The sequence below is a fragment of the Candidatus Brocadia sp. genome (assembly GCA_021646415.1).
GTDB lineage: Bacteria > Planctomycetota > Brocadiia > Brocadiales > Brocadiaceae > Brocadia.
In genome coordinates this window covers 1-22,369 of sequence record SOEU01000022.1, presented here as the reverse complement: position 1 = coordinate 22,369, position 22,369 = coordinate 1, and the positions used below count along the sequence as shown (strand labels likewise).

The following is a 22,369-nucleotide window of genomic DNA, read 5'->3' as shown; positions in this document are numbered from 1 at the left end:
ACAAGAAAAAACCGGATGGAAGGGCAACTACCCTCTTGGCTGGAACCATAAAGGCGAAAGAGAAAAAGAGAGATGAAAGTATCTTGCCGCAGGCGCGCACCCGTACGTAAAATATTTGATTCAAATCGGATGTGCATCACATGATAACCAAATTGTAACTTAAGGAGAACAGTTATGAGTAAAGCTAAATCCTGGATACCTTTCAGGCCTAACTCAGAAGACCTGAGAGCTATTGCGGAAGATGTTTCTGAGGTGCAAGACATACAGAGAAAACTGCTCAACAACCATAAGGATCTTCACCTGCCTGACCGTGTGGCCCACCAATATCAAATAGCAGGTAGCAAGGTTGTGTTCAAGGTTGCTGACGTCCTTCCTTCGGAATTAGAAGGTGTCGGGCTCTTTGAGCCGAAAGCAGAGTATTTTGGCATTGGCCGGATTTCGACGGGGCTTGGCATGCCCCACATCGAAACGAACCCGGACTTCCTCGGTATTATGGTAGCGTTTCAAACGAAGGACGGCCATCGCGTCGACTTTCTTGGCATCAACGACCCAACTGCTCCGACGGACAACCACAGGGATTTCATAGATGTACTTCATGCCACCGCAGCGTCTGCCGGAGCAAAAATCCCGCTCATTGGTGACTGGGGAGAATACGACATCGGTAATCTCCTTGCTGAACAGAAAGAATTCGCTATCGCACTTAAAGAACGGATGGGATGGTTAAAAGCCGGAAAGACCCTTGCCCATATCGTCAAACAAACGATTCGCACGTTCAATTCTAGTACTGCTTATCAGACATACTGGACTGGCATTGAAGAGGTTAGTGGCAGAGCAGGCAAATTTACACTGGTGCCGACTCATGACGAAAACCGTCGCCCCGAATTCCGTCCTGGTGAGCGCCACTTCTCGGAGGACTGGAAGAAGAGACAAGGCGAAGGCGATATCGAATTTCTGCTCTACTGGATACCATTTCTGAGTGAGGACGAAACACCGACGCGCGAGCTTACCGACCGATGGGAAGAAGGGCATAAAAAGCTGGTTGGTACAATCACGTTTCCCAAAACGGGTGCAGATTCCGAAGAGGCAAGAATGTGGGCGATCCTTGCTTCCGAGATGGGGGCCAATCCCGGCAATTGGGTTCATGACAGGAAGAACAGCGTCAAGGAACCTGCTACCGAGTTTGGGACTGCCCGTAAGATCGCCTACGAGAGGAGCCAAAAGGGGCGCAACGCCCTTGAATCGAAGATGTATCAGTCGGTTTTCGAGACAGGACAAATTAGCCCTGACCTGGCCAGCGAATTAACAAGACGTCGCGATGAGAAAGAGAAGCTGGGGCACGTAAGCTGGGCTCATTAGTGAGGAAGTGCGGCGGGTTGGCAGCAGTGTAGAAAGGTGTGGCAAAATTTTCGACGTCAAAAAGGGGGAAGGTTGGTAAAAATAAGCCTGACAAGCGGCTGCTGTCGGACGCGCGCGGAGCGGGTATGAATTTGACGTTTGTACCTGTATCGAGCTTTTGTGGTGTTGCAAGGTATCTTACATGAAAGCGTGCGCCGCATAGCCGCAGCGTCTGCTGGAAATATATACTAATTTCAAACCTTCTCTTGTATACTCGCGTTATTGATAAAATAACACTCTTTCCTGTAATAGACACCCCCCCCTGTCTACACAACTGAAAAAGGCAATGGCAGAAGAAGGATAACAAATCACTTGTGTGGATAGGCCATTGCCTGCGGCATCGTTCAGACGTTATACTAAAAAAATTACAAACCTATTTCAATGAAAAATAAAGTTAATAACACGATAATGGCTTCCCATTTACTTCTTTTTGATTAAAATACTCATGTACTATTCTACTCAACCGTTACTTTCACTGATTTCTTGAGGCAGTCTGTCTTAAATTTGATCTTTGCATTCCCTTTCTTCTTCCCGGAAGTTATGGTAAATGTGGTCTGTCCATTAGAGTCTGTGATACCACTGGATGGTGAAACTGATATGCGCCTTTTTCCTTCCTTATTAACATTTGCCTTTACCTCTTTGCCTTCAACTGGGTAATCGTACTCGCCTGTCATGGTAATTATCACTTCGCTGCTCTCCTCCCGATTCAGGGACAGCCTATCAGGAGTCGCGGTCATCGATCCCAAACATTTCGAATCCCGAAACTGAGAAACAGTCAATTTGACCCTGGTTATTGAACGCGCGTTATCTGCGTCGTTTGTGCCAGTAACAAGTCCCAAATAAGATACGTCCGGATTAGAGAACTGACTGACCCTCGTCCAGCCGCTTATGGCCATAACCGACATATAGGGTGGAAACACGTGTCCCTTTGAATGATCGAACACGGCACCGCTTCCATCCTCATGGGCACAGCCTATATTGTGTCCCATTTCATGGGCAAGGTCTGGTCTGTGCAAAACTTAAAACCGCCCCCAAAACTAATTCTGCCTACTTGAACCACTGAATAAGCAAACCTTTCAAATGAACTGCTGAGTGATGTCATCTGCCATGCAAGACCACACACATCGTTCGTATCAGTAAAGGCCCTCAGCAAGGTAACGAGATCTGCGCATAAAGCTCATCTCCTGGATATGTCTCTGCAAAGCCCTTGGTATACAGGACAAGCACATCAAAGAATGTGCCGCCATCAATACCCTGAGAAACACCAGGTATGACGTCCATTTTTTTCTGTAGTTCATATTCAGGAGGTATAACGCCCCCCATAATCGATTGGTGCAGAAAATCGATTCGTATCCTGTACTGCTCCTCACTTTCCGTTTTCAAAAGGGCAGCGTTAACAATGATATCCTGATAACTCTCAGGAATTGCCGCAGTAACCACTGATTCGTTTTTTAAAGCAACCGGGGTAAACAGGGAGGCAATTTCTCTATCGTCGGCACGAGCATGTGAAACAAAAGCCAGGATAAAAATGACAAAATACCATACAATATATTTCCGAAGAACCTTGTTCTTGAAATAATATGTATTGATGTACTGCATTCACAGCCTCTTTGTTTGGGTTATCTAAAAACGAATATACCTGCGCAAATATATGTAGAGCGAAGAGGCTCTTCGCTCTATATTGAAAAGTATAGGAAATCTTCATTTTATTTATGCAGTTTTTCTGGCTATCTGGTAGCTGCGCGGATTTATTTAAATAATTTGTGGAAGACCTCCCCTTTATCGGAGGATAAAAAGATAAAAGTATGTGGTTTTTCCCCGTGTTCTCTGTGCCTTCTGCGGTGAACTATAACGAAAAAAAATAAAATATCTTGAATCATTATTTCCGTTCAGGTATGATTTTTCAACCTTTCATAACCATTATTCCATGAAGAACACATCCTTCACATTTAAGCACCATGGCTGGCTGGGTATTGGATTAATCTGCCTTGTGGAGTTCTGCTTACTCATCCAGCATCGCAGTTACTTTGCGTATAAAATCAGCATCTGGGCAACACCCTTGTGCTGGTTGGGCTACGTGATGCTTTTGGATGCGGTTATTTTCAAGCTCAAAGGGAATTCACTCCTCTGTAACCGGAGACGGGAGTTTTACATTCAGATGCCACTATCCATCGCCTTCTGGCTTTTATTTGAATTCTACAACCTTCATCTTGCAAACTGGGAATATCAGGGTTTGCCGAACAACAGGATAGAACTCTGTATCGGGATGGGACTGGCCTTTGCCATGATCATGCCGGGGATATTCCAGACCACAGAACTCATCGAAACCCTGAAATTTTTTGATCGGTTTCGAATTGCCAATCTCCACGTTTCAAACAGGATTATATACAGCAGTATTGTCCTGGGATTCTTTTTTATCATGGCTCCACTACTTATCAGCAGAGACTATGCCCGCTATCTTTTTGGGCTGGTCTGGACGGGATATGTCATGATATTCGATCCCATTGTATATTGCAGCAAAGGGGATTCGTTGTTAAAGGATTTGGAAGAAGGGAGACTTTCTCGCATATTAAGTCTCTTCATAGCAGGTTACATCTGCGGTTTCCTGTGGGAGTTCTGGAATTACTGGGCTGCATCAAAATGGGTGTACACCGCACCTTTTATGAAAGATGTAAAGATCTTCGAGATGCCGGTAGCTGGATTTCTGGGTTTTGGGCCCTTTGCGTGGGAGTACTTTTGCTTTTACCATTTCTGCAAACTCGTGGGGCGATCGATCCCGGCTAAACAATGAATAATATTACTGTGTAAAAACTTCTTTTTTGAAAAGTTTTTGCCCCTCTTGTATTTTCCCCTTGCGAAGGGGAGAAAGAGAGGGGTGGTTTGGTTGCGGCTATGCTGCATGCTTAGGAATTTCAATTACCACAGAGTCACAAAGAAAACCTTCGTGTCTTGGGGTCTTGGTGGTTGAAAAAAATTGTCGAAGACCTGATTTAATGACAAGAAATTAAAAGTTGCTGCCAAAGCAGCCTAATTTTAATAGGCTGAAAATATGTATCCATCAAAACCCCTTGACAAAAGATGGTGGGCGATCGTCTCGTTTATTATCGGCGCAAGTATTCTTTTTGTTATGGTCACATGGAATACAAAAAACACCAAACAGCCTGCGTTGGTTAACGAAATTAAACCAGGAGAACTAACTCCCCACGACCACCTGATGGAAGCAAAGCAGGCATTAATGGATGGATACAGACCGGATGAAGACCTGGCAAAAACTTCGTGGGGAAGGGTTTACGATGCACGGATACACCTTGAGGCAATCAAAGATGATTCCCCGGATTACGCCGAAGCACAAAGGTTATTGGCCGAAGTAACGCGGAGAGAGGCAGAAATCGAAAGAATATCGGCAATCCTGACCCACAGGTATTTGAAAAAGCAGCGTGAAGAGGTGGTAGGGAAACTTGAGAGGTATTTTGTGGGTAAAGATATGTACGTCCATGTGGAATTAGAGGGAGAGGAAAAGACGATTTTGCGGATGGAGTACATGTTCTGGTCGCGTCCCCTTGTATATCGGGTAGTGAATGGTACCGGTTTTCTCCCCACCTTGAAAAATATAGGATTCAAAAAGGTGATCTTCGATGCCACTCACGATTATTCCTGGACGTATGATTTAGAAGGTGATACCAGGGAATAAAAAACAAAGGAAAACCTTGGCATTGGTAACAATCGCCTCATACTTATACATGAGGCGGCGGCTCAAAGAGTGATTTTTGGCGTTTATCCTTTGATCTGACAGGGATAAGTTTTCGTATGACGATAAATCTCCGTTCCTTACCCTAAGCATCAGGGCGATAGTACACCGCGGCCAGATCAAAAGGTGTACCCTCGATATGGGTAAACTGTTCTTCAGGGATACGGGCAAAGTAATTATGCATCTTTGGATTTACCACTACCTTGAGGTAATACGTAATAGTTCCCTTTGCCTCAAAGAACAGGCAGGTATCTTCAGAGAAAAATCCCCTGTCTAACCGTACCCGGCTGAGCCAGCAGTTTTCAGGAAGCAGGGATATGGTTTTCGCGATGAAGGATTCGAAGTCTGTCTATGGGGTGGTCTTCCCACCGCAGAGTTGGAAATTTATTAATTTCTTTTTTATCTTTTGCGTCTGTAGGCAAGGATAAGACCTCCAAAATAAAGGATGTTTTCTGGTTTTTCTCCCGTGTCTTGGAAGGGTATCATAAAGCATAAAATAATCAAGTCTTATCCCGCTATTTTATTAACTTTTTTACCTTTTAACTTCTTATGTCTTGGGATTCAGGGTCAATTCAAACACTTATATTGTTGTGGCCACACGCGGTCATCGGTATGATGATTTAGCGCTGGCTGCTGCCATCCGAACTCCGGCCCGCTACAAAGGATTATTAGGGAGCAAGCGGAAAACGCTTGAGATCTATAAAAACCTTCTGAAGGAAAAGGTACCACCGGAACGTTTACGTGAAGTGTATGCCCCAATAGGACTGAACATCGGCGCTATTACACCGGAAGAACTTGCAGTCAGTATCATGGCAGAAATCATTCTGGTGCACAACTGTGGAACTGGAATGCCCATGAAAATGAATATAAAAAACTTACATATCTTTATGAAGACAGGTTAAAGAATCCGCCAGCCTTTATTTACTATGGAGAATGTGATGAATGCAAAATGGACGGATATTCATCCAACTCCTATCCTGAATTTGTTATAAAATGAACACTTATAATCTCCAAATAACAAGTAAAGGTTCTAAAAATGGAAAACCACTTTGAGGAACAGCTTCATTTGCAATCGGGTAACGCTTTTTTTCAACAGGGAAACTATAGCGAAGCAAAAAAGGAATTTGAAAGTGTATGTGAAATCAATCCAGATAATCACGAGGCACACAAGGGGTTGGGTCTTGTGGCACTGGTTCAGGTGCGATATGAAGATGCCGAAAAGTCGTTCCGCAAGGCCAGTGAACTCAAACCTGAGGAACCGGTCTATCATTACAACATAGGGTTGGCATTGCAAGCACTCAAACGTTACTCAGAAGCGGAAAGGGAGTTCCGCGCTGCACTTAACCTCAAGGAAAACTACTCCCCGGCGCACGCCGGCCTGGGAGGATTGTCCTTTGACCAGGGACACTACGAAGAGGCACAGACTGAGTTTGAAAAGGCCATTGCAATCAACCCAACTGATGCCGAGACCCATAACTGGCTGGGCCGTGTGGCAATGGTTCAGGAGCGATATGGAGATGCCGAAAAGTCATTCTGCAGGGCCAGTAAACTCAAACCTGAGGAACCGGTCTATCATTACAACATAGGGTTGGCATTGCAAGCACTCAAACGTTATTCAGAAGCGGAAAGGGAGTTCCGCGCTGCACTTAATCTCAAGGAAGACTACTCCCCGGCGCACGCCGGCCTGGGAGGATTGTCCTTTGACCAGGAACGCTATGAAGAGGCAAAAACTGAGTTTGAAAAGGCCATTGCAATCAACCCAACCGATGCCGAGACCCATAATTGGCTGGGTCGTGTGGCGCTGGTTCAGGCTCACTATGAGGATGCCGAGAAGTCATTCCGTAAGGCCAGTGAACTAAAACCTGAGGAACCGGCTTATCACAGCAATCTTGGACTGGTATTACTGAATCTCAAACGTTATTCAGAAGCGGAAAGGGAGTTCCGCGCTGCACTTAATCTCAAGGAAGACTACTCCCCGGCGCACGCCGGCCTGGGAGGGTTGTCCTTTGACCAGGAACGCTATGAAGAGGCAAAAACTGAGTTTGAAAAGGCCATTGCAATCAACCCAACCGATGCCGAGACCCATAATTGGCTGGGTCGTGTGGCACTGGTTCAGGCTCACTATGAGGATGCCGAGAAGTCATTCCGTAAGGCCAGTGAACTAAATACCCAGGAACCGGCTTATCATTACAACATAGGGCTGACACTGCAAGCACTCAAACGCTATTCAGAAGCGGAGAGGGAGTTTCGCACTGCACTCAACCTCAAGGAAGATTACTACCTGGCGCACGCTGGCCTGGGTGGATTATTCTATGACCAAGAAGATTATGACACAGCTAAGGCTGAGTTTGAAATGGCCATTGCAATTAATCCATCCGATGCCGAGACCAACAATTGGCTGGGCCTTATAGCAGCAGTTCAGGAAAGGTATGAGGACGCAGAACGGTTCTTTTGTAAAGCAATTGAGCTAAATAAAAAAGGGGCGTCTGCACACCGAAATCTTGGTTCGCTGCTAACATCATTGGAACTTTATAATCAAGCTGAAACTTCTCTTAAAGAAGCGGTAAAACTCGATCCTAAAGACGACGAAGGCTATAACGAGCTGGGACGATTTTATTATAGGCAAGGCAAATATGCTGAAGCCGTTCCTCAGTATCGGCAAGCTGTCCGAATAAATCCTAAAAATGTCAGAGCACAACAAGGACTTACACTCAGTCTGATGCGTTTAGAACAATTTGATGAAGCAGAACGTCTATTAAGATCCTTGGCAGAATCGAAAATGCACACAAAGATTGCCGCGCAAGACCTCTGGATCATTCACGAAACACTCGTAGACCTTTTTATCTGCTTAGGAAATAAACGAGGCGATAAGATTTATTATGATGAGGCATTAACAGCAGTCGACAAGGCGCTATCAGGAGCTCCTGATAGCCGTAAGGCTGAACTTTATTTTAAACGCGGGATCATTCACTCTTATATGAAACAATATGAAGCTTCAGAAAATGATTTTGAACATTGTGTTAATCTCAATAAGGAACACTGGGCAGCCAGACGAAATCTGGAACGGTTCCGAACCTTACTTTTGGGACGAAGAACCAAAACGCTGGAAAAAATGGGCAAAGTCCTTGCAGCCCTGGGGATCGTGCAAATGATTGGTTTATGGATGCTTTATGCAGCACCCTTGAAGTATGTAAAGACTAATATCAGCGAAACAACCTTTGCAGTTTTGGCTCCATTATTTTTTGCATTCACTCTGGTAAGTTTTCTCCTCCCTCAATTAACGAAACTTAAAGTTGGTGGATTGGAAGCGGATATTGAAAAAGCAACACTCGAACTTTTGGAGGGATCAAAAGGAATTCAGTTGGAAACGAGCGGAAGCCTTACCCCATCTTCCAATATAATACCTGAAAAAGGGATAGAGGAAGGCAGAAGTAAAAAGTAATTCCGGATTTTGTCTTGGGTTTATTCTGGCTTGACAAATAGTATTAATTCGGATAATTTGGCACAAATCTTAAATACAAGATATTTGTTACGTATATCTGAGTTTTCTTTAAGCATATTTTAGAAAGGAATATTGTAAGTTCATGGCTGCAAAATTAATCAAGGGAACTGAAATCGGAGAACAAATTCTCCAGGAAATCGCCACAGAAGTAGTACATATTAAAGGAAAATATGGCGTTGTGCCAGGACTGGTAACCATTCTGGTAGGTCAAAATCCTGCTTCAGTATCATATGTTACTTTAAAAATTAAAACTGCTCACAGGTTAGGTTTTAAAGAGATACAGGATAATCAGCCCGTCGATATTTCAGAGAAAGACCTTCTCGCACTTATTGATAAATACAACAAAGATGATTCAGTTCATGGTATCCTTGTACAGCTCCCCCTACCAAAACACATCGATGAAAAAAAGGTGCTCAATGCCATTGATCCTGATAAGGATGTCGACGGTTTTCATCCCGTCAATGTCGGACGCCTTATGATCGGCGGTGATGAGGTAAAATTCCCGCCTTGCACGCCAGCCGGCATTCAGGAACTGATTGTACGTTCCGGCATTGAAACAAGCGGGGCTGAGGCCGTCGTTGTTGGACGCTCAAATATCGTGGGAAAGCCGATTGCCAATATGCTGGTTCAGAAGGGAAGAGGAGCTGATGCAACGGTAACCGTTGTCCACACAAAAACCAAAAATCTAGCCGATCATTGCAAACGTGCAGACATCTTAATCGTTGCCGCGGGTGTTCCAGGCCTAGTAAAGCCGGAATGGATCAAGCCAGGTGCATGCGTCATTGATGTAGGTGTTAACAGAGTCGGTGAAAAGCCCAGTAAAGATGACCCCAAAAAGATGGTTCCCATTTTAAAAGGTGACGTTGATTTTGATGCGGCTAAAGAAATTGCCGGATACATAACCCCTGTTCCCGGTGGTGTTGGGCCCATGACTATTACCATGCTGATGAAAAACACTTTAAAATCCCTCAAATTCAGGTTGGGAATCCAAGAGAAGAAAAATACATTTTGTGATAAATAATATAAACAAATACCTTGTGGAGGTGTAAATGTTAAAAATTCACAAAAAAATAGTTATTGATGAAAATCAAAATCCTGTTGCTGTTCAAATACCAATTGAAATTTGTACGGTTAGAAGAGATAATAGAAAATTATGGATTATCAAAATTAATGGATGAGGCAAAAGATGATGAGCGATTTTCAATTGAGGATGCAAGAAAATATTATCAATCGTTAAAATAGCATGTGGAAAGTTGAATATACAAAACGTTTTCTTAAAGAACTCTCCAGGTTGCCCAAAGACATACAGGTTAAGGCTGAAAAGATAGTTTTTGATGAGTTGTTATCTTCCATCCATTTGAGCTCGGATATATTGAACGCATGACAGGTTACCCAGACAAATACAAAATCCATCTGGGAGATTATAGAATTGGAATAACCATTGATAAAAATAACCAAATACTTGTTTGTCAACGTGCCGCACATCGCAAAGATATATACAGGATATTTCCATAGGAGAACCGTGATGAAAACGAAAAGCTTGATGGCAGAAGCACTATCGCTGCCAGTTGAAGAAAGAGCAATAGTGGTTGATTCCATTCTAAGAAGTCTGAATCCAAATAAATGTCGGCTGAAATAATTAAAGTATGAAAGAGCTTAATCGCATGAAAAAAAATGACCACAACTGATATTCTTGATTTATTAATCCCGGAAAGGATTCAACTCGTTGAGAATATTTGGGATATCATAGCAGCTGAAGCGGACTCCGTTGAATTAATCGAGGAAGAGAAAAAGATAGTCGATGAACGACTGGAGGCATACCACAGAAACCCACGAAAAATTTCCTATTGATAAAGGTCATAGAAAATTGGGGGAAGAAAAACAATGATGGTAACGACGAAGTAATTGTGTTACATAAGAATATCCATTTTGGCAGGATTTACAGAATAAAACAGCTTCCATTACTTTAACACAAGTACTGCCATAGAATAAAAATAACTGTTCGTACTGACGGCACTATGACTAAACCCGATTACCTTAGTGCGCACAAACACTCGAACAATCACCGCGATAAAGCATTGGCAAGTAACCAATGCGGGTGCTTTTACTGCACAGCGGTTTTCCAACCACCAGAAATTGAGAAATGGATCGACAAAGACGAAAAAGGAGTTGGGCAAACCGCATTGTGTCCACGATGTGGAATTGATTCAGTAATTGGATCGAAATTAGGATATCCTATTACGGTTGAATTCCTGAGAGAAATGCAGAGACATTGGTTTTCGTGAACTTTACTATATACCCAATACCCAAACGGACATATAGTTTACATTGGGTATCGTTAAAGAAAGGGGGGCCTTCATTATGGCTGGAATTCAGAATGAAGTGATCGAAAAATTCAAATCGCAGGTAAGAGGTAAGGTCCTGCTGCCAGGCGAACCGGGATTTGATACCGCGCGCACGGTCTGGAACGCCATGATAGATCGCAAACCCGGCCTAATTGTATGGTGTGCAGGTGTAGCTGACGTGATTCGTTCAGTCGTACTGGCGCGCGATCACGACTTGCTGTTGTCTGTCCGGGGTGGAGGTCACAATATCGCCGGAAACGCGGTCTGCGACGATGGGTTGATGATCGATCTCTCCGCTATGAAATCAGTTCGGGTGAATCCGGAAACATGTCGCGCTTACGTCGAACCCGGGGCCACCCTTGCGGACTTCGACCACGAAGCACAGACCTTCGGGCTGGCAACCCCGCTGGGAATCAACTCGACTACGGGTGTGGCTGGACTTACCCTGGGCGGCGGTTTCGGTTGGCTTACCCGCAAATACGGATTGTCCATCGACAACCTTCTGTCTGCAGACGTAATCACAGCTGAAGGCAAGCTTGTGCGGGCAAATGCACAGGAGAATCCCGATTTGTTCTGGGCGATTCGCGGAGGAGGAGGAAACTTCGGCGTCGTTACCCTGTTCGAGTTTCAGTTGCATCCGGTAGGACCCGACGTGTTGAGCGGGATCATCGTTTTCCCCTTCACGCAAGCCAAGACCCTGCTCGTGAAGTACCGTGAGTTCGTGGATCAGATTTCCGAGGATTTGAACGTTTGGGTGATATTACGTCAGGCGCCGCCGTTGCCGTTCCTTCCCGCGGAGGTTCACGGGAAGGAAGTCGTTGTCTTTCCGTTTCTCTACGTCGGAGATATCGAGGCGGGAATGCGGGCGATCGAACCTCTGCGCAGTTTTGGTCAGCCGCATGGCGAACATATCGGGTCGCAGCCATACACGGCGTGGCAAAAAACATTCGACCCCTTGCTCATCGCCGGTGTGCGAAATTATTGGAAGTCGCACAACTTCTCGGAACTCAGCGACAATGCCATCGACTCAATGATCGAGTATGCAGCCAAGCTTCCGACATCTCAATGCGAGCTCTTTATCGGGCTTCTGAGTGGGCAAGCGAACCGCGTACCGAAGGATGCTACAGCGTACGCTCAGCGAGACACAAAGTTTGTCCTCAACGCGCATAGCCGCTGGGAGAAACGCGAAGATGATAAGACGTGTATTTCCTGGGCTCGTGAGTTCTCCAATGCAACTGCGCCATACGCGACAGGTGGCGTATACGTTAATTTTCTTACACAAGATGAGGCCAACCGCATTCCGGCGGCCTATGGGTCAAACTACCAACGGCTGGTTCAACTGAAGCGCAAATACGACCCCACGAACCTTTTCCGCTTGAATCAGAACATCAAGCCGGTCGCTTAGTCCGAATCCATGCACACCCTTTTCGTTCCAGTCTGTGCCTTGTAAGCAGCGCTTCGCTTACTCGCAAGATGCAGCCGGACTCAATCGTTGGGCGCAGGAACAATGAGAAATTGAGACGTTTTGAGAAATTCTATGTCTTACGACGATGTAAATTATGAATGGACAAAAAAGGGAGGCACTCTAAACGACAAAACTACTTTTGAAGAATTTGGATTGACACAAAATGATATCATGAAAGCAATTCATGTGGGAAAGCTTCAATTTAGAGAGGGCAGTATATACAGAATCCATATCTTAGATTGCCTTCGCTGGTTCAATCTTGCAGATTGAACCGAAATGTTTTTAGACTTCAACAGAATAAAACAGCAAAGGCTTTGAGAACACTCCAAATGTCCTGGTTCAGGCTACAAGCATGAACCAGCCGTTAGACATATTAGTATGACCGGATTATTCCTTATCAATCGTTTTATCACTAGCGTTTTGCAAGGCAACAAAAAGGGCATCCCGGTCAACCAAATCTCTGGCAATAAACCCGGCAATTGAGTTGGCATCTTCCGGCGCAGAAGGTGACCAAATTATTTTAACCACTTTTGTAAATTCCGTTTTGCCCCTTCGTGTGAAATACCTTTCCCTTCTCTTAATTCACGTTTACCGTGATCAAATTTTGTTCTTATATATAATGCATGCATAATATCATCCATAGTTACCTCATTTGGCAAATTATCGATTACCTGTTTGGCTATATCTTTTGTAATCATTTTGTTTCTCCTTATTAATGAAATACAAAAAATGTTTTATGTTGTCACCCTGCGAATGAGGGAAAGAAAGGAATTATTCGTTGCGGCTATACTGCGCCAGGTATGATGTGTATCTTATTTTTCATAAATACTATATATACAGTATCATAGTAAAATTATATCTCAAATCAATAAGGAAAATAGTAGTCTGCTATTTGATCTCGTAATATTTATTACCTAATGCAGACACAACATTGGTAGTAATATCACATGAAATGGGCAAATTAGTGGAAACCCACAGAAAATCCTCTGCTCATAAATGCCATAGTTGTGGAAGAAAGAATTAGAATAACAAGGAAAATACTTGTTCATTCGCTCGCAAAATATAACCCTTAGAAACGCATTTCGCTGATAAAAACACCTTCAAACTCCGGAATTTGAGAAAGTTCCACCACCTGAGCGGTCCTGGCAATTTGAACCGCATCATTCATTAATTTTTTATCTAAGAGCACCTTTACGGCACCTTCCAGGCTGGAATTACCCACAAAAGAAATTCTTGCATTTATTGCCTCAGGAAAAAGACCGATGCCGAAGAGGCTCTTTTCGTTCAGGTGGTAACCGAATCCCCCTGCAATGATAATTGTCTTTAGTTCCCCGGCTTTGATGTTACACCCGGCAAGTAAAATTTCAACCCCTGCCCTGATGGCGGCCTTTGCCAGTTGAACCTGCCGTATATCTTCTTGTGATATGGATACCGTATCCGTCAAACGAAAATGGCGCTTCCCGTCTTTCTCAAATAGATTTTTTTTATAATTTAGTATATTGCTGTGTAAAGGTTTCTCATTTGTGCAAGTATCTTTACACCCCCCTTCGCCCCCCTCGCTAAGGGGGATTAAATTGGGGATTGACAGGCGGGATACTGAATTGTCGCTAGGCAGGGAGGATTTTGTTGCGGTTTGCTGAATGACGCTATTTTCATTATCAGGAGACTGCAAACGTCCCCGGGAGTTCACAAGACCAATTCTGACGAGTTCCGATACCAAATCCAAAAGCCCGCTCCCACAGATACCTTTGGGCTGACCACCACCGATAACCTCCAAAGATAATTCATCCCCAAATCTGACACGCTCAATGGCACCTTCACCAGCCCTCATGCCAGAACTTATGGTCATTCCCTCAAAGCATGGACCTGCTGCCGTGGACGATGCAACGATGCTGTCGTTCAGGATAAGGGCAATCTCACCGTTGGTACCTATGTCAAGGAAAATGGCAGGTGCCTCTATGGATTTTATGTCAATGGCCAGAAGCCCGGAAACGATATCACCCCCCACATAGGCAGAAATGCACGGAAAGGTCATTACAGGGGTATTTGCAGCAACATCGATTGATAGTTCCTGTGCTGTAGTAGTACAGGCATCAAGGATTTCGGCCTGGTAGGGATACTCACCGATTCCCTTTATCTCCTTGTTTAAGAAGATATGCTGCATCGTTGTATTGCCAGCCCCTGCGATTTGATAGATATTCTCGGGTCTCACAGCTTTTTCAGAAGATAAAACCTGTATCAAAAGATTGACGGCGGAAATGAGTTCCCTGTGCATCCAGAGAAGGCCATCCTGTCGGGATGCAGAGTACTTTATCCGCGACATAACATCGTGACCATAATACACCAGAGGATTCAGCGTTGACGAACTGTTCAATACCTCGCCACTAGTAAGGTCAACCAGCGATGCAACCACCGTAGTTGTTCCGATGTCTATAGCTATCCCATAGATCTGGTCTTTTGTATTACCATTCTCTGCAAAAAGGAGATCATCGTTGGCATACACATTTGTAAAACAAAGGTTATGTTCATTGTGTATCAACTCTTTCCTTACAAAAGGGTCGATATCGCAAACCCGGCCACCCTTTGCGTAAAAGCCCTCAATAATCTTCAGCGCCTTCTTTTCATGTAACGGGAGAATAACCTCAATGTCCGTTTTTACTGGAGTTTTACAGGCAAGAACTGTGTGAAGGATTCCTTCTTTCCTTATCTGTACCAGATCCCTTCCACATTTACCGATGCCTCCGCATGGACCCTCAATATCAACACCAAGGCTCCTTGCAGCATCAAGTATGGTGATCCCTTTTGGTATTACGCCTGTAATCTTTGAAGGATAAAATGTTATCTTAACACCCTCTGTCATAAATTTATTGTATATGGATTTTTATTTTAATTAGGCTGCCTTTGGCAGCGACTTTTGACCGCTTGTTCCTAAACTCCGTTTGGGAACACCAGGCTACCATAAAACTCTGTTTCATGGATGTCTGCTTAGCTACCGGAAATTTTACCGGTTGATTTTTCGAAACAGGGTTTCTTACCCATGGCATTCCCAAACTCTGTTTGGGAATGCCATGGGTAAACTTTGAAATCAAACATCAAGTAGTCGCCACTTTTGAGAGTCTGAAACGCAGGTTAAAACATGCGGCTACCTGACGTCATTTTGACTTGGTCTGTCATGGCCTTGATATGTCGGACAGGCGTTTTGGCACTAAGACCGCATGCAGGGGCAAGGATATCGATACCGAAATCTAAAAGGTTTTTTGAGACCGTTTGTATTTTGCTAACAGGCCCGTTTTGCAGGAGTATGGTACTTACGTTACCCATCAGCTTTTTGTCTGGAAGAGAATCCTTTGCCTCTTTTATGTTTACTGCGGAATCCACACTGATGCATTCAGGGGTGAGCCTTTTGAGAGGTTCGTAGACAGAGCTTACATTCCCGCAGATATGCACAATGACCGGTTTGCCAAGCGCATGCACACGGGTTATCATTTTATTCAGATAGGGAAGTGCAAACTCATTGAACATATTCGGACCAAGTATTTCACCCGTTGCAGAGGGATCGGATATTACGATAAGATCGGCGCCACTCTTTATAAGCGCCTCGCCATACCTGATACCATTATCCGTTAAAAAACCAAGCATACCGTGAACTTCTTCAGGCATCTGTCTGAGCGCCTTAAAAAGTGTCGTCGCATCTATCAGGGAAGTGGCAAGACTTAAGGGGCCTACCAGGTTCCCGATTACGGGAATATCAGGATGCCTCTGGTTCAATAGGGAAGTACACGCAAGAATGACGGGAAGACGGCCATCTTTGTAAGGATTTAATTCTTTTAAACTCCTCCACTCTTCAATGGATTTCAATGGATAATTTATTATACGGGGCTCGGTAACCTCGTCACCATCCTCCACTTCTCCGCCCAGGGCCTCGGCCTCTACGGTCATACAGAAGGGGATGCCAAGGTTTTCAATTCCTGACTTATCGTGCATGGCAATCGAAAGTGCTGCCATCTTTTCTGCATCCCTGTGTACCGCCGGCCAGCGACAACCCGTCCGTTCCATAACCTCTCTGCTGGCCATAGTCATCATGCCACCAGGACTGATAACCGGCGGTCTATCAACCTTCTCACCACGAAGGACTTTTAACAATCTTTCTTTTTCCGTCATATTAGCATGTAAAAATAGCCATAAAGCCTGCGAGATACAAAGTTTTTCTTCGTGTCTTTGTGCCTTCGTGGTTAATATTAATTTAAATTAATGGGAAGGCGTGCAAACCTTCTCCCGGCATCAAGAAAGGCGATCAGATTTTCATGGGGTGTCTTAATAGGAACCTCACATCCCGTGGCCAGTACAAATCCCTTCGGGTTGTCGGATGCCTTAATCACACAATCCTTTACCATATTGGTTATAACCTCCGGATTTCCCTTGAGCATGCCTTCCGCAGGGCTTACATTCCCCATTAAACAGACCTTATCGCCTACCAGTGCCTTGGCCTCAAACAAATCAATGTTATCGATACTCAGGATATCAGCTCCGCTCTCAGCCATGCACTGTATTACCCTTTTTGTCTTACCGCAAATATGGAGCACACCCGGGAGACCATACGAATGAATATGAGCATACACCTCTTTGAGGTACGGAAAGACAAACTCCCGAAAGTGTTTTTCGCTTATCATAGAACCCGTGGCCACGGGTTCAACGGTAACCGGTACACCACCAGCCTTTACATAGGCATCGATTAGGTTTTTGACCGACTGGGTAGCAACCTTCATCACGGTATGAATCAGTTCCTGATCGGTATAAAGTTCTTTAATGAAGGTCTCCGTTCCACGTAAAGCAGCAGATGTCGTAAACGGGGCCCCGATGACAGGCACGATAAAGACCTCGTTTCCAATTGCGTCTACACATCGCTTCACTGCCTCCAGATAGACCGGAAGCCTCCCATCCTTCTCCGGATCAACTGGCCTTAATTTTTTAAGGTCTTCCCGCGTTTGTATAAATGGGGTTTCCACCTGGGGTGCGTCATCTTCGGGGAAATACATTTTCGTTCCCATAGCTTCTGCCAGGGTAGAGGTGGTAGAAAAAATATAAACGATATCGTGACGGTATTTTTTAAAGCAGGCGATATTGGCATCTCCCATGTTTTTGCCATTTGTGCAAAAACTTTTTACCGTGAGATTTAAACTTCTTGATGCAAAATTCAGGATCAGGGGACTTACCAGGAGTCTATCAACATCCTTCCCCTGCAGGATTGCCTGCATCCTCTCTTTGGGTGTCATTTCATCAGCACAATTCATCGCGCACCTCCCTGTTTTTTCCTCACGCTCACCAATTCCGGAGTTTTAAAAGTTCGCTGTACCGGGATAGTTTGGAACAAGCTCCTTGCAACCCTGACTGCCTCAGCAGCATTCTTTGCATAGCCATCGGCACCGATGTTCCTTGCAAATCCCGGGGATATGGGACCACCACCAATCATAATCCTGGAAGCTATCCCCGCTTTCTTAAGGTCTTCAATAACCACTTGCATACCGTCCATTGTTGTGGTCATGAGGGTTGAAAGGCAAACGAGGTCCGCGTTTAACTCTCCGGCAGTGTCAACAAACGTTGCATACGGGACATTTCTGCCAAGGTCGTGCATTTCAAACCCGGCGTTATCCAACATGATCTTTACGAGATTTTTCCCGATATCATGGGTATCACCCTTAACGACGCCAATAACCACCTTTTTCTTATTCCACGCATCCTCCTTTGAAAGATACGGTCTGAGCACTTCGATGCCGGCATACATGGCATCGGCACAGAGAAGTATTTCCGGAACAAAGTATTCCTCGTTCTCGAATAATTCGTTGACTTTTTCCATTCCCTTTGCAAGCCCGTCCATGATGGCTTCATAAGGATCGACTTTGCATCTTATTGCCTCTGCAGCCGCTCTGCTGGCACGGGCTGTATCCATATCAATTACAGCCTGAGACAGATCATGTAAAATATCCGGCTTTTCCATAAACACCTCCTGCTTGTTATTCAAAAAAACAAAAAACTAACCAATTAACTATTGGAAGAAGGACAGTGTCTTTCCTTACAGGATAATACTGAGATGGATAAAGGTTGGATTTCCTACCGAATGACAAATGAGTCGCAGGGCAAAAGATGCCTTGCTACCTTGAGAAACGCACTAGGGAATGATCATGGAGAGTCCGTACCTTATCCATCGAACCTGGAAATGGCACCGCCACTTCAGCATGCATGCTCACCCATACCTGAGTAACAGGTATTTTTCCCAGTTCATGGCTGGACTCCCAAAAATGTAACAGAAAATTAAACCAACAAGATTGCCCTGCAATCTTATATACTATAATTATACAAATGAGTCGATATTTTACAACGTCAAAAAGTTGGTTCGATCAGATACAAGACAATACCTGTTATCAAAGGAATTTTGATCTTTCATGATTCCCCTTTGGAAAGAGGGGATACAGGGGTGTGTAAATTTGCCGGAACACACCCCCGGCCCCTCTTTTTAGAGGGGAGCTTAAAAGTCGCTGCCAAAGGCAGCCCAACTTGATGCTTAGGAAATTCAAAGTTGCAGTTGTAGCGCGAACTTCAGTATGCCTGATTCAATGATAAGGAATTTCAACGCTGTGGTTGTAGAGCGACGAGCCTCGTCGCTCTATATTGAGAAAGTTGCTGAAGACGGGAGCATTCCCGATTTTTTGTAACTGTTCATGGGGTCAGGACGACACAACCCTGACAGGGTTCTAAACCCTGTCAGGGTTAACACTCTGCAACATTTCACCAAAACCAGCGGAAGTCACAAAAAATCGGGAATGCTCCCGCTGAAGACCTAATTTAATTGTATAGGAATTTTCATTTCATTTAAGCGGTATTCGGGGTGGCACGGACAAATTTGTTTGTCCGTGTCCTCAGGTAGGGGTGGGCATTGCCCACCCCTACCCGTATAACTTGATAGTCGTTATCGGATGGAAGGAAAACCTCACCGTTGTTGGTTGTTTTCATATCCAGTACTATACTTTTGTATTTTTTGCATTTTTATGGTTAAATATCCGCAGAAATACAAAAAACATTTTTCTATTTCCGGAGGAAATAATATATGGATATCCTGAAACAAGTTGCCGAGTTGAAAGAATTTTTAGGGAAGATTTATTGCTTTATTGAAGACAATGAAGACTCCTTCAAAGACGGAGTTGAGGCCGAAGAAATAAAGAACGAAACCTGGAAATGGATGCAGGAATTGGCTAAATTTCTACCCGAAGTATAAGTATTAAAAAATATAGTTATTTTGTACACAGATGACACAAACAACACAAATTATAAAAAAGTATTTATCTGCGTGTATCTGTGAAAAATCCGTGTCCTGATTTTATAAGGAATACATATCTATGACGCGACCAATGTTTTACGAATTCAAACCACAGACGCCTATCAAGGCACCAACGGGCGCTACCCTTGCTTGTAATAACTGGGATAGCGAGGCGGCCCTGCGCATGTTGATGAACAATCTCGACCCTGATGTGGCCATTCAGCCGGAAGAACTCATCGTCTATGGAGGTGCAGGCCGTGCCGCAAGGAATTGGAAGGAATATCAAAGAATTGTAAATATCCTGAAAATATTAAAAAAGGATGAGACCCTCTGCGTGCAATCAGGCAAGCCGGTATATGTTGCCAGAACTCATGAATGGGCCCCGCGTATTGTTATTGCCAATGCAAACCTTGTCCCTGCATGGGCCAAACAGGAGGTATTCGATAAATACGATGAGATGGGCCTTGCGATGTATGGCCAGATGACGGCAGGGAGCTGGATTTATATAGGCACGCAAGGCATTTTGCAAGGCACTTACGAAACCTTTGCAGCCCTCGCCAAAAAGGCATTTAATGCAGAAACCCTTAAGGGCAAATTTGTGCTTACAGCAGGTATGGGAGGTATGAGCGGCGCTCAGCCGTTGGCCGTAACCATGAACGAGGGAGTGGTTCTGTGCGTAGAAGTACGGAGGGAACGAATAGAAAAAAAAGTAAAAGAAGGCTATTGTGATAAGATGACGGATAACCTCGATGAAGCTCTTCAATGGATCTTCGATGCAAAAGCCAGACAATTACCCCTATCGGTAGGTTTGGTGGGAAATGCTGCTGAAGTACATCCTGAACTGTTGAAACGGAATATCGTACCTGATGTTGTCACAGATCAAACACCCGCACATGATCTGATGTCGTACGTACCGGTTGGTAATGTGGAGTATCTCGACAAACTGAAGGAAAGGAATAAACGGGCCTATAAAGAAAAGGTGTTGGATGCCATTATCGATCATGCAAAAGCCATTTTAGCAATGCAAAGGAATGGGGCCGTGTGTTTCGATTACGGCAACAATCTGAGGTCACAGGCAGAGATGGCGGGTGTTGCCATGAGGGACTCGAATGGGCGATACCGCTATCCGGGTTTTGTACCTGCATTTATACGACCATTATTTTGCCAGGGAAAAGGGCCATTCCGGTGGGTGGCTTTATCAGGTGACAAGGCAGATATTGAAAAGATTGATGATGCAGTCATTGAAAACTTTTCTGATGATACATCGCTTGTAAGGTGGATAAAGCTTGCCAAAGAAAAGGCGCCACAATTGGGACTACCGGCAAGGATTTGCTGGTTGGGATACGGTGACCGCGCGAAGATGGGTTTGATCATCAATGATATGGTGAGAAAGGGCTTTGTCAGAGCCCCAATAGTTATCGGCAGAGACCATCTCGACTGCGGGTCTGTGGCATCTCCGTATCGGGAGACCGAGGACATGAAAGACGGCAGCGATGCCATCGCCGATTGGCCATTGATAAACTTCGCCCTGAATGCCATAAATGGTGCCAGTTGGGTAAGTTTCCATCATGGGGGAGGTGTGGGAATCGGCAACTCCCTCCATGCGGGCATGGTTATCGTTGCCGACGGCACAAAGGAAAAAGATGCGAGACTTGAAAAGGTATTAACGGCAGACCCGGGGATTGGAATAGCGAGGCACGTGGATGCAGGCTACGAAGAGGCTATGCAGGTAGCAAAGGAAAAGGACGTACAGATACCTGAATAAATTTTGGAATTTTCACATTTTGATATGCATCTTTTACTTTTTATCTTTGATTTTTCTGAATACAAAGTAAATTTGTTGTTTCTCTCTCTATTTATCAAATCAAACACAGATAGAAACTTTTTTGGAGGGTTCTCATATGTCTGAACTGGCTTCTAAAAAATGCGTACCGTGTAAAGGTGGGGTGCCACCCTTAAAAGGTGAGGCGCTTCAAGCCTTGCAGAAGCAAGTAGAAGGGTGGGATATGGTGGAAGAACACCACTTGTTCAAGACCTTTAAATTCCCCGACTTTCGAAAGGCTCTGGATTTTGTGAATCGGGTAGGAGAGATTGCCGAACAGGAGGGACACCATCCCGTAATCACCCTAACCTGGGGAAAAGTAGATATTAAGATTTATACCCATAAGATCAATGGGCTGACAGAAAGCGATTTTATCCTGGCGGCAAAGATTGACACAATTAGTAAGTAATTCGCTCAGCGCTTCTTTGTCTTCCCTTTCAGCAACGAGATCTGACTCAGAAGACAAAGGGAAGGTTGATGAAACGGAGGAATTGTTTAAATGGATAAAAGGATTGTTCTTGAACGAGTAAAATAATACACCGAGGTTGTAATAAAAAACTTTCCAGTTTTGAAAAGTCGTTTATAAACAGAACCGTGAAAAAGGCAAAGGATATAGATATTTATCTGGCATCTGTAAATGATATAATAAAGATAGAAACAGTTTAGTTTTTTGAAAGATGAGTTGTGCTTTTTAAGTCCCTATAGGGACGTGAGGCAATAGGCAGGCAATTTATTGCCTGTATTTTTATCAAAGAGAAATACAGTCCCGTAGGGACGATT

Annotated in this window: 19 protein-coding genes and 2 pseudogenes; 14 read left to right on the top strand and 7 right to left on the bottom strand. The window is 44.4% G+C overall.

What is annotated here, in order from left to right; translation table 11 throughout:
* The first annotated feature begins 174 nt into the window (after window positions 1–174).
* Complete coding sequence (locus E3K36_14570) at window positions 175–1,356, top strand: hypothetical protein (GenBank protein ID MCF6156426.1); 1,182 nt, start codon at window positions 175–177, stop codon at window positions 1,354–1,356.
* 494 nt (window positions 1,357–1,850) lie between these two features.
* On the opposite strand, the gene E3K36_14565 is transcribed toward E3K36_14570, so the two are convergent.
* Together E3K36_14565 and E3K36_14560 are read right to left on the bottom strand one after the other, a co-directional pair.
* A complete protein-coding gene (locus E3K36_14565; GenBank protein ID MCF6156425.1) occupies window positions 1,851–2,411 on the bottom strand; it encodes a hypothetical protein in 561 nt (186 codons plus the stop codon).
* Window positions 2,412–2,541: 130 nt separating this feature from the next.
* Window positions 2,542–2,994 carry a hypothetical protein gene (locus tag E3K36_14560; protein ID MCF6156424.1) on the bottom strand — a complete coding sequence of 151 codons (453 nt, stop codon included), beginning with the start codon at window positions 2,992–2,994 and terminating at the stop codon, window positions 2,542–2,544.
* Between the two features lie 328 nt (window positions 2,995–3,322).
* On the opposite strand from E3K36_14560, the gene E3K36_14555 reads away from it, so the two are divergent.
* The 11 genes and pseudogenes from E3K36_14555 to E3K36_14505 all read left to right on the top strand — a co-directional run bounded on the left by E3K36_14555 (window position 3,323) and on the right by E3K36_14505 (window position 12,725).
* The gene (locus E3K36_14555) at window positions 3,323–4,186 is read left to right on the top strand and encodes a hypothetical protein (GenBank protein ID MCF6156423.1); all 864 of its coding nucleotides are present in this window, start codon (window positions 3,323–3,325) and stop codon (window positions 4,184–4,186) included.
* A gap of 258 nt (window positions 4,187–4,444) precedes the next feature.
* A complete protein-coding gene (locus tag E3K36_14550; GenBank protein ID MCF6156422.1) occupies window positions 4,445–5,086 on the top strand; it encodes a hypothetical protein in 642 nt (213 codons plus the stop codon).
* Between the two features lie 611 nt (window positions 5,087–5,697).
* Window positions 5,698–6,045, top strand: a complete 348-nt coding sequence (locus E3K36_14545; GenBank protein ID MCF6156421.1) for a hypothetical protein — start codon at window positions 5,698–5,700, stop codon at window positions 6,043–6,045.
* Between the two features lie 134 nt (window positions 6,046–6,179).
* On the top strand, window positions 6,180–8,585 hold the full coding sequence (locus E3K36_14540) for a tetratricopeptide repeat protein (protein ID MCF6156420.1): 2,406 nt from the start codon (window positions 6,180–6,182) through the stop codon (window positions 8,583–8,585).
* A 142-nt stretch (window positions 8,586–8,727) separates the two neighbouring features.
* Window positions 8,728–9,666 carry a bifunctional methylenetetrahydrofolate dehydrogenase/methenyltetrahydrofolate cyclohydrolase FolD gene (folD, locus tag E3K36_14535; GenBank protein MCF6156419.1) on the top strand — a complete coding sequence of 313 codons (939 nt, stop codon included), beginning with the start codon at window positions 8,728–8,730 and terminating at the stop codon, window positions 9,664–9,666.
* 28 nt (window positions 9,667–9,694) lie between these two features.
* Window positions 9,695–9,887 (top strand): annotated as a pseudogene (locus E3K36_14530) (hypothetical protein).
* 1 nt (window position 9,888) lies between these two features.
* Window positions 9,889–10,160 (top strand): annotated as a pseudogene (locus E3K36_14525) (type II toxin-antitoxin system RelE/ParE family toxin).
* A 159-nt stretch (window positions 10,161–10,319) separates the two neighbouring features.
* A complete protein-coding gene (locus E3K36_14520) occupies window positions 10,320–10,496 on the top strand; it encodes an antitoxin (protein MCF6156418.1) in 177 nt (58 codons plus the stop codon).
* A gap of 167 nt (window positions 10,497–10,663) precedes the next feature.
* Window positions 10,664–10,930 (top strand): cytoplasmic protein, encoded by a 267-nt coding sequence (locus E3K36_14515; protein MCF6156417.1) that lies wholly within the window; start codon window positions 10,664–10,666, stop codon window positions 10,928–10,930.
* Window positions 10,931–11,006: 76 nt separating this feature from the next.
* Window positions 11,007–12,395, top strand: a complete 1,389-nt coding sequence (locus E3K36_14510) for an FAD-binding oxidoreductase (GenBank protein ID MCF6156416.1) — start codon at window positions 11,007–11,009, stop codon at window positions 12,393–12,395.
* A 132-nt stretch (window positions 12,396–12,527) separates the two neighbouring features.
* A complete protein-coding gene (locus E3K36_14505) occupies window positions 12,528–12,725 on the top strand; it encodes a hypothetical protein (protein MCF6156415.1) in 198 nt (65 codons plus the stop codon).
* Window positions 12,726–12,970: 245 nt separating this feature from the next.
* Here E3K36_14505 and E3K36_14500 read toward each other — a convergent pair whose 3' ends face one another.
* The 5 genes from E3K36_14500 to E3K36_14480 form a co-directional block, all read right to left on the bottom strand.
* Entirely contained in the window at window positions 12,971–13,153 is a 183-nt protein-coding gene (locus tag E3K36_14500) for a hypothetical protein (protein ID MCF6156414.1), read from the bottom strand.
* Between the two features lie 371 nt (window positions 13,154–13,524).
* The gene (locus tag E3K36_14495; protein MCF6156413.1) at window positions 13,525–15,315 is read right to left on the bottom strand and encodes a DUF4445 domain-containing protein; all 1,791 of its coding nucleotides are present in this window, start codon (window positions 15,313–15,315) and stop codon (window positions 13,525–13,527) included.
* A 269-nt stretch (window positions 15,316–15,584) separates the two neighbouring features.
* Entirely contained in the window at window positions 15,585–16,616 is a 1,032-nt protein-coding gene (locus tag E3K36_14490; protein MCF6156412.1) for an MtaA/CmuA family methyltransferase, read from the bottom strand.
* Window positions 16,617–16,693: 77 nt separating this feature from the next.
* The gene (locus E3K36_14485) at window positions 16,694–17,746 is read right to left on the bottom strand and encodes a uroporphyrinogen decarboxylase (protein ID MCF6156411.1); all 1,053 of its coding nucleotides are present in this window, start codon (window positions 17,744–17,746) and stop codon (window positions 16,694–16,696) included.
* Complete coding sequence (locus E3K36_14480) at window positions 17,743–18,456, bottom strand: cobalamin-binding protein (protein ID MCF6156410.1); 714 nt, start codon at window positions 18,454–18,456, stop codon at window positions 17,743–17,745. Before E3K36_14480 ends, E3K36_14485 begins: the two co-directional genes overlap by 4 nt.
* Window positions 18,457–19,858: 1,402 nt before the next feature.
* Here E3K36_14480 and hutU point away from each other — a divergent pair.
* On the top strand, window positions 19,859–21,532 hold the full coding sequence (hutU, locus tag E3K36_14475; GenBank protein MCF6156409.1) for a urocanate hydratase: 1,674 nt from the start codon (window positions 19,859–19,861) through the stop codon (window positions 21,530–21,532).
* Window positions 21,533–21,668: 136 nt separating this feature from the next.
* Window positions 21,669–21,998, top strand: coding sequence for a 4a-hydroxytetrahydrobiopterin dehydratase (locus E3K36_14470; GenBank protein ID MCF6156408.1), 330 nt, complete (start codon window positions 21,669–21,671; stop codon window positions 21,996–21,998).
* The last annotated feature ends 371 nt before the right edge of the window (window positions 21,999–22,369 follow it).

Coding starts and splice junctions, on each gene's coding strand:
- E3K36_14515 (MCF6156417.1), top strand. CDS start 10,664: ATGACTAAACCCGATTACCTTAGTGCGCACAAACACTCGAACAATCAC.
- folD (MCF6156419.1), top strand. CDS start 8,728: ATGGCTGCAAAATTAATCAAGGGAACTGAAATCGGAGAACAAATTCTC.
- E3K36_14550 (MCF6156422.1), top strand. CDS start 4,445: ATGTATCCATCAAAACCCCTTGACAAAAGATGGTGGGCGATCGTCTCG.
- E3K36_14560 (MCF6156424.1), bottom strand. CDS start 2,994: ATGCAGTACATCAATACATATTATTTCAAGAACAAGGTTCTTCGGAAA.
- E3K36_14520 (MCF6156418.1), top strand. CDS start 10,320: ATGACCACAACTGATATTCTTGATTTATTAATCCCGGAAAGGATTCAA.
- E3K36_14570 (MCF6156426.1), top strand. CDS start 175: ATGAGTAAAGCTAAATCCTGGATACCTTTCAGGCCTAACTCAGAAGAC.
- E3K36_14470 (MCF6156408.1), top strand. CDS start 21,669: ATGTCTGAACTGGCTTCTAAAAAATGCGTACCGTGTAAAGGTGGGGTG.
- E3K36_14485 (MCF6156411.1), bottom strand. CDS start 17,746: ATGAATTGTGCTGATGAAATGACACCCAAAGAGAGGATGCAGGCAATC.
- E3K36_14555 (MCF6156423.1), top strand. CDS start 3,323: ATGAAGAACACATCCTTCACATTTAAGCACCATGGCTGGCTGGGTATT.
- E3K36_14490 (MCF6156412.1), bottom strand. CDS start 16,616: ATGACGGAAAAAGAAAGATTGTTAAAAGTCCTTCGTGGTGAGAAGGTT.
- E3K36_14540 (MCF6156420.1), top strand. CDS start 6,180: ATGGAAAACCACTTTGAGGAACAGCTTCATTTGCAATCGGGTAACGCT.
- E3K36_14495 (MCF6156413.1), bottom strand. CDS start 15,315: ATGACAGAGGGTGTTAAGATAACATTTTATCCTTCAAAGATTACAGGC.
- E3K36_14505 (MCF6156415.1), top strand. CDS start 12,528: ATGTCTTACGACGATGTAAATTATGAATGGACAAAAAAGGGAGGCACT.
- E3K36_14510 (MCF6156416.1), top strand. CDS start 11,007: ATGGCTGGAATTCAGAATGAAGTGATCGAAAAATTCAAATCGCAGGTA.
- hutU (MCF6156409.1), top strand. CDS start 19,859: ATGTTTTACGAATTCAAACCACAGACGCCTATCAAGGCACCAACGGGC.
- E3K36_14500 (MCF6156414.1), bottom strand. CDS start 13,153: ATGATTACAAAAGATATAGCCAAACAGGTAATCGATAATTTGCCAAAT.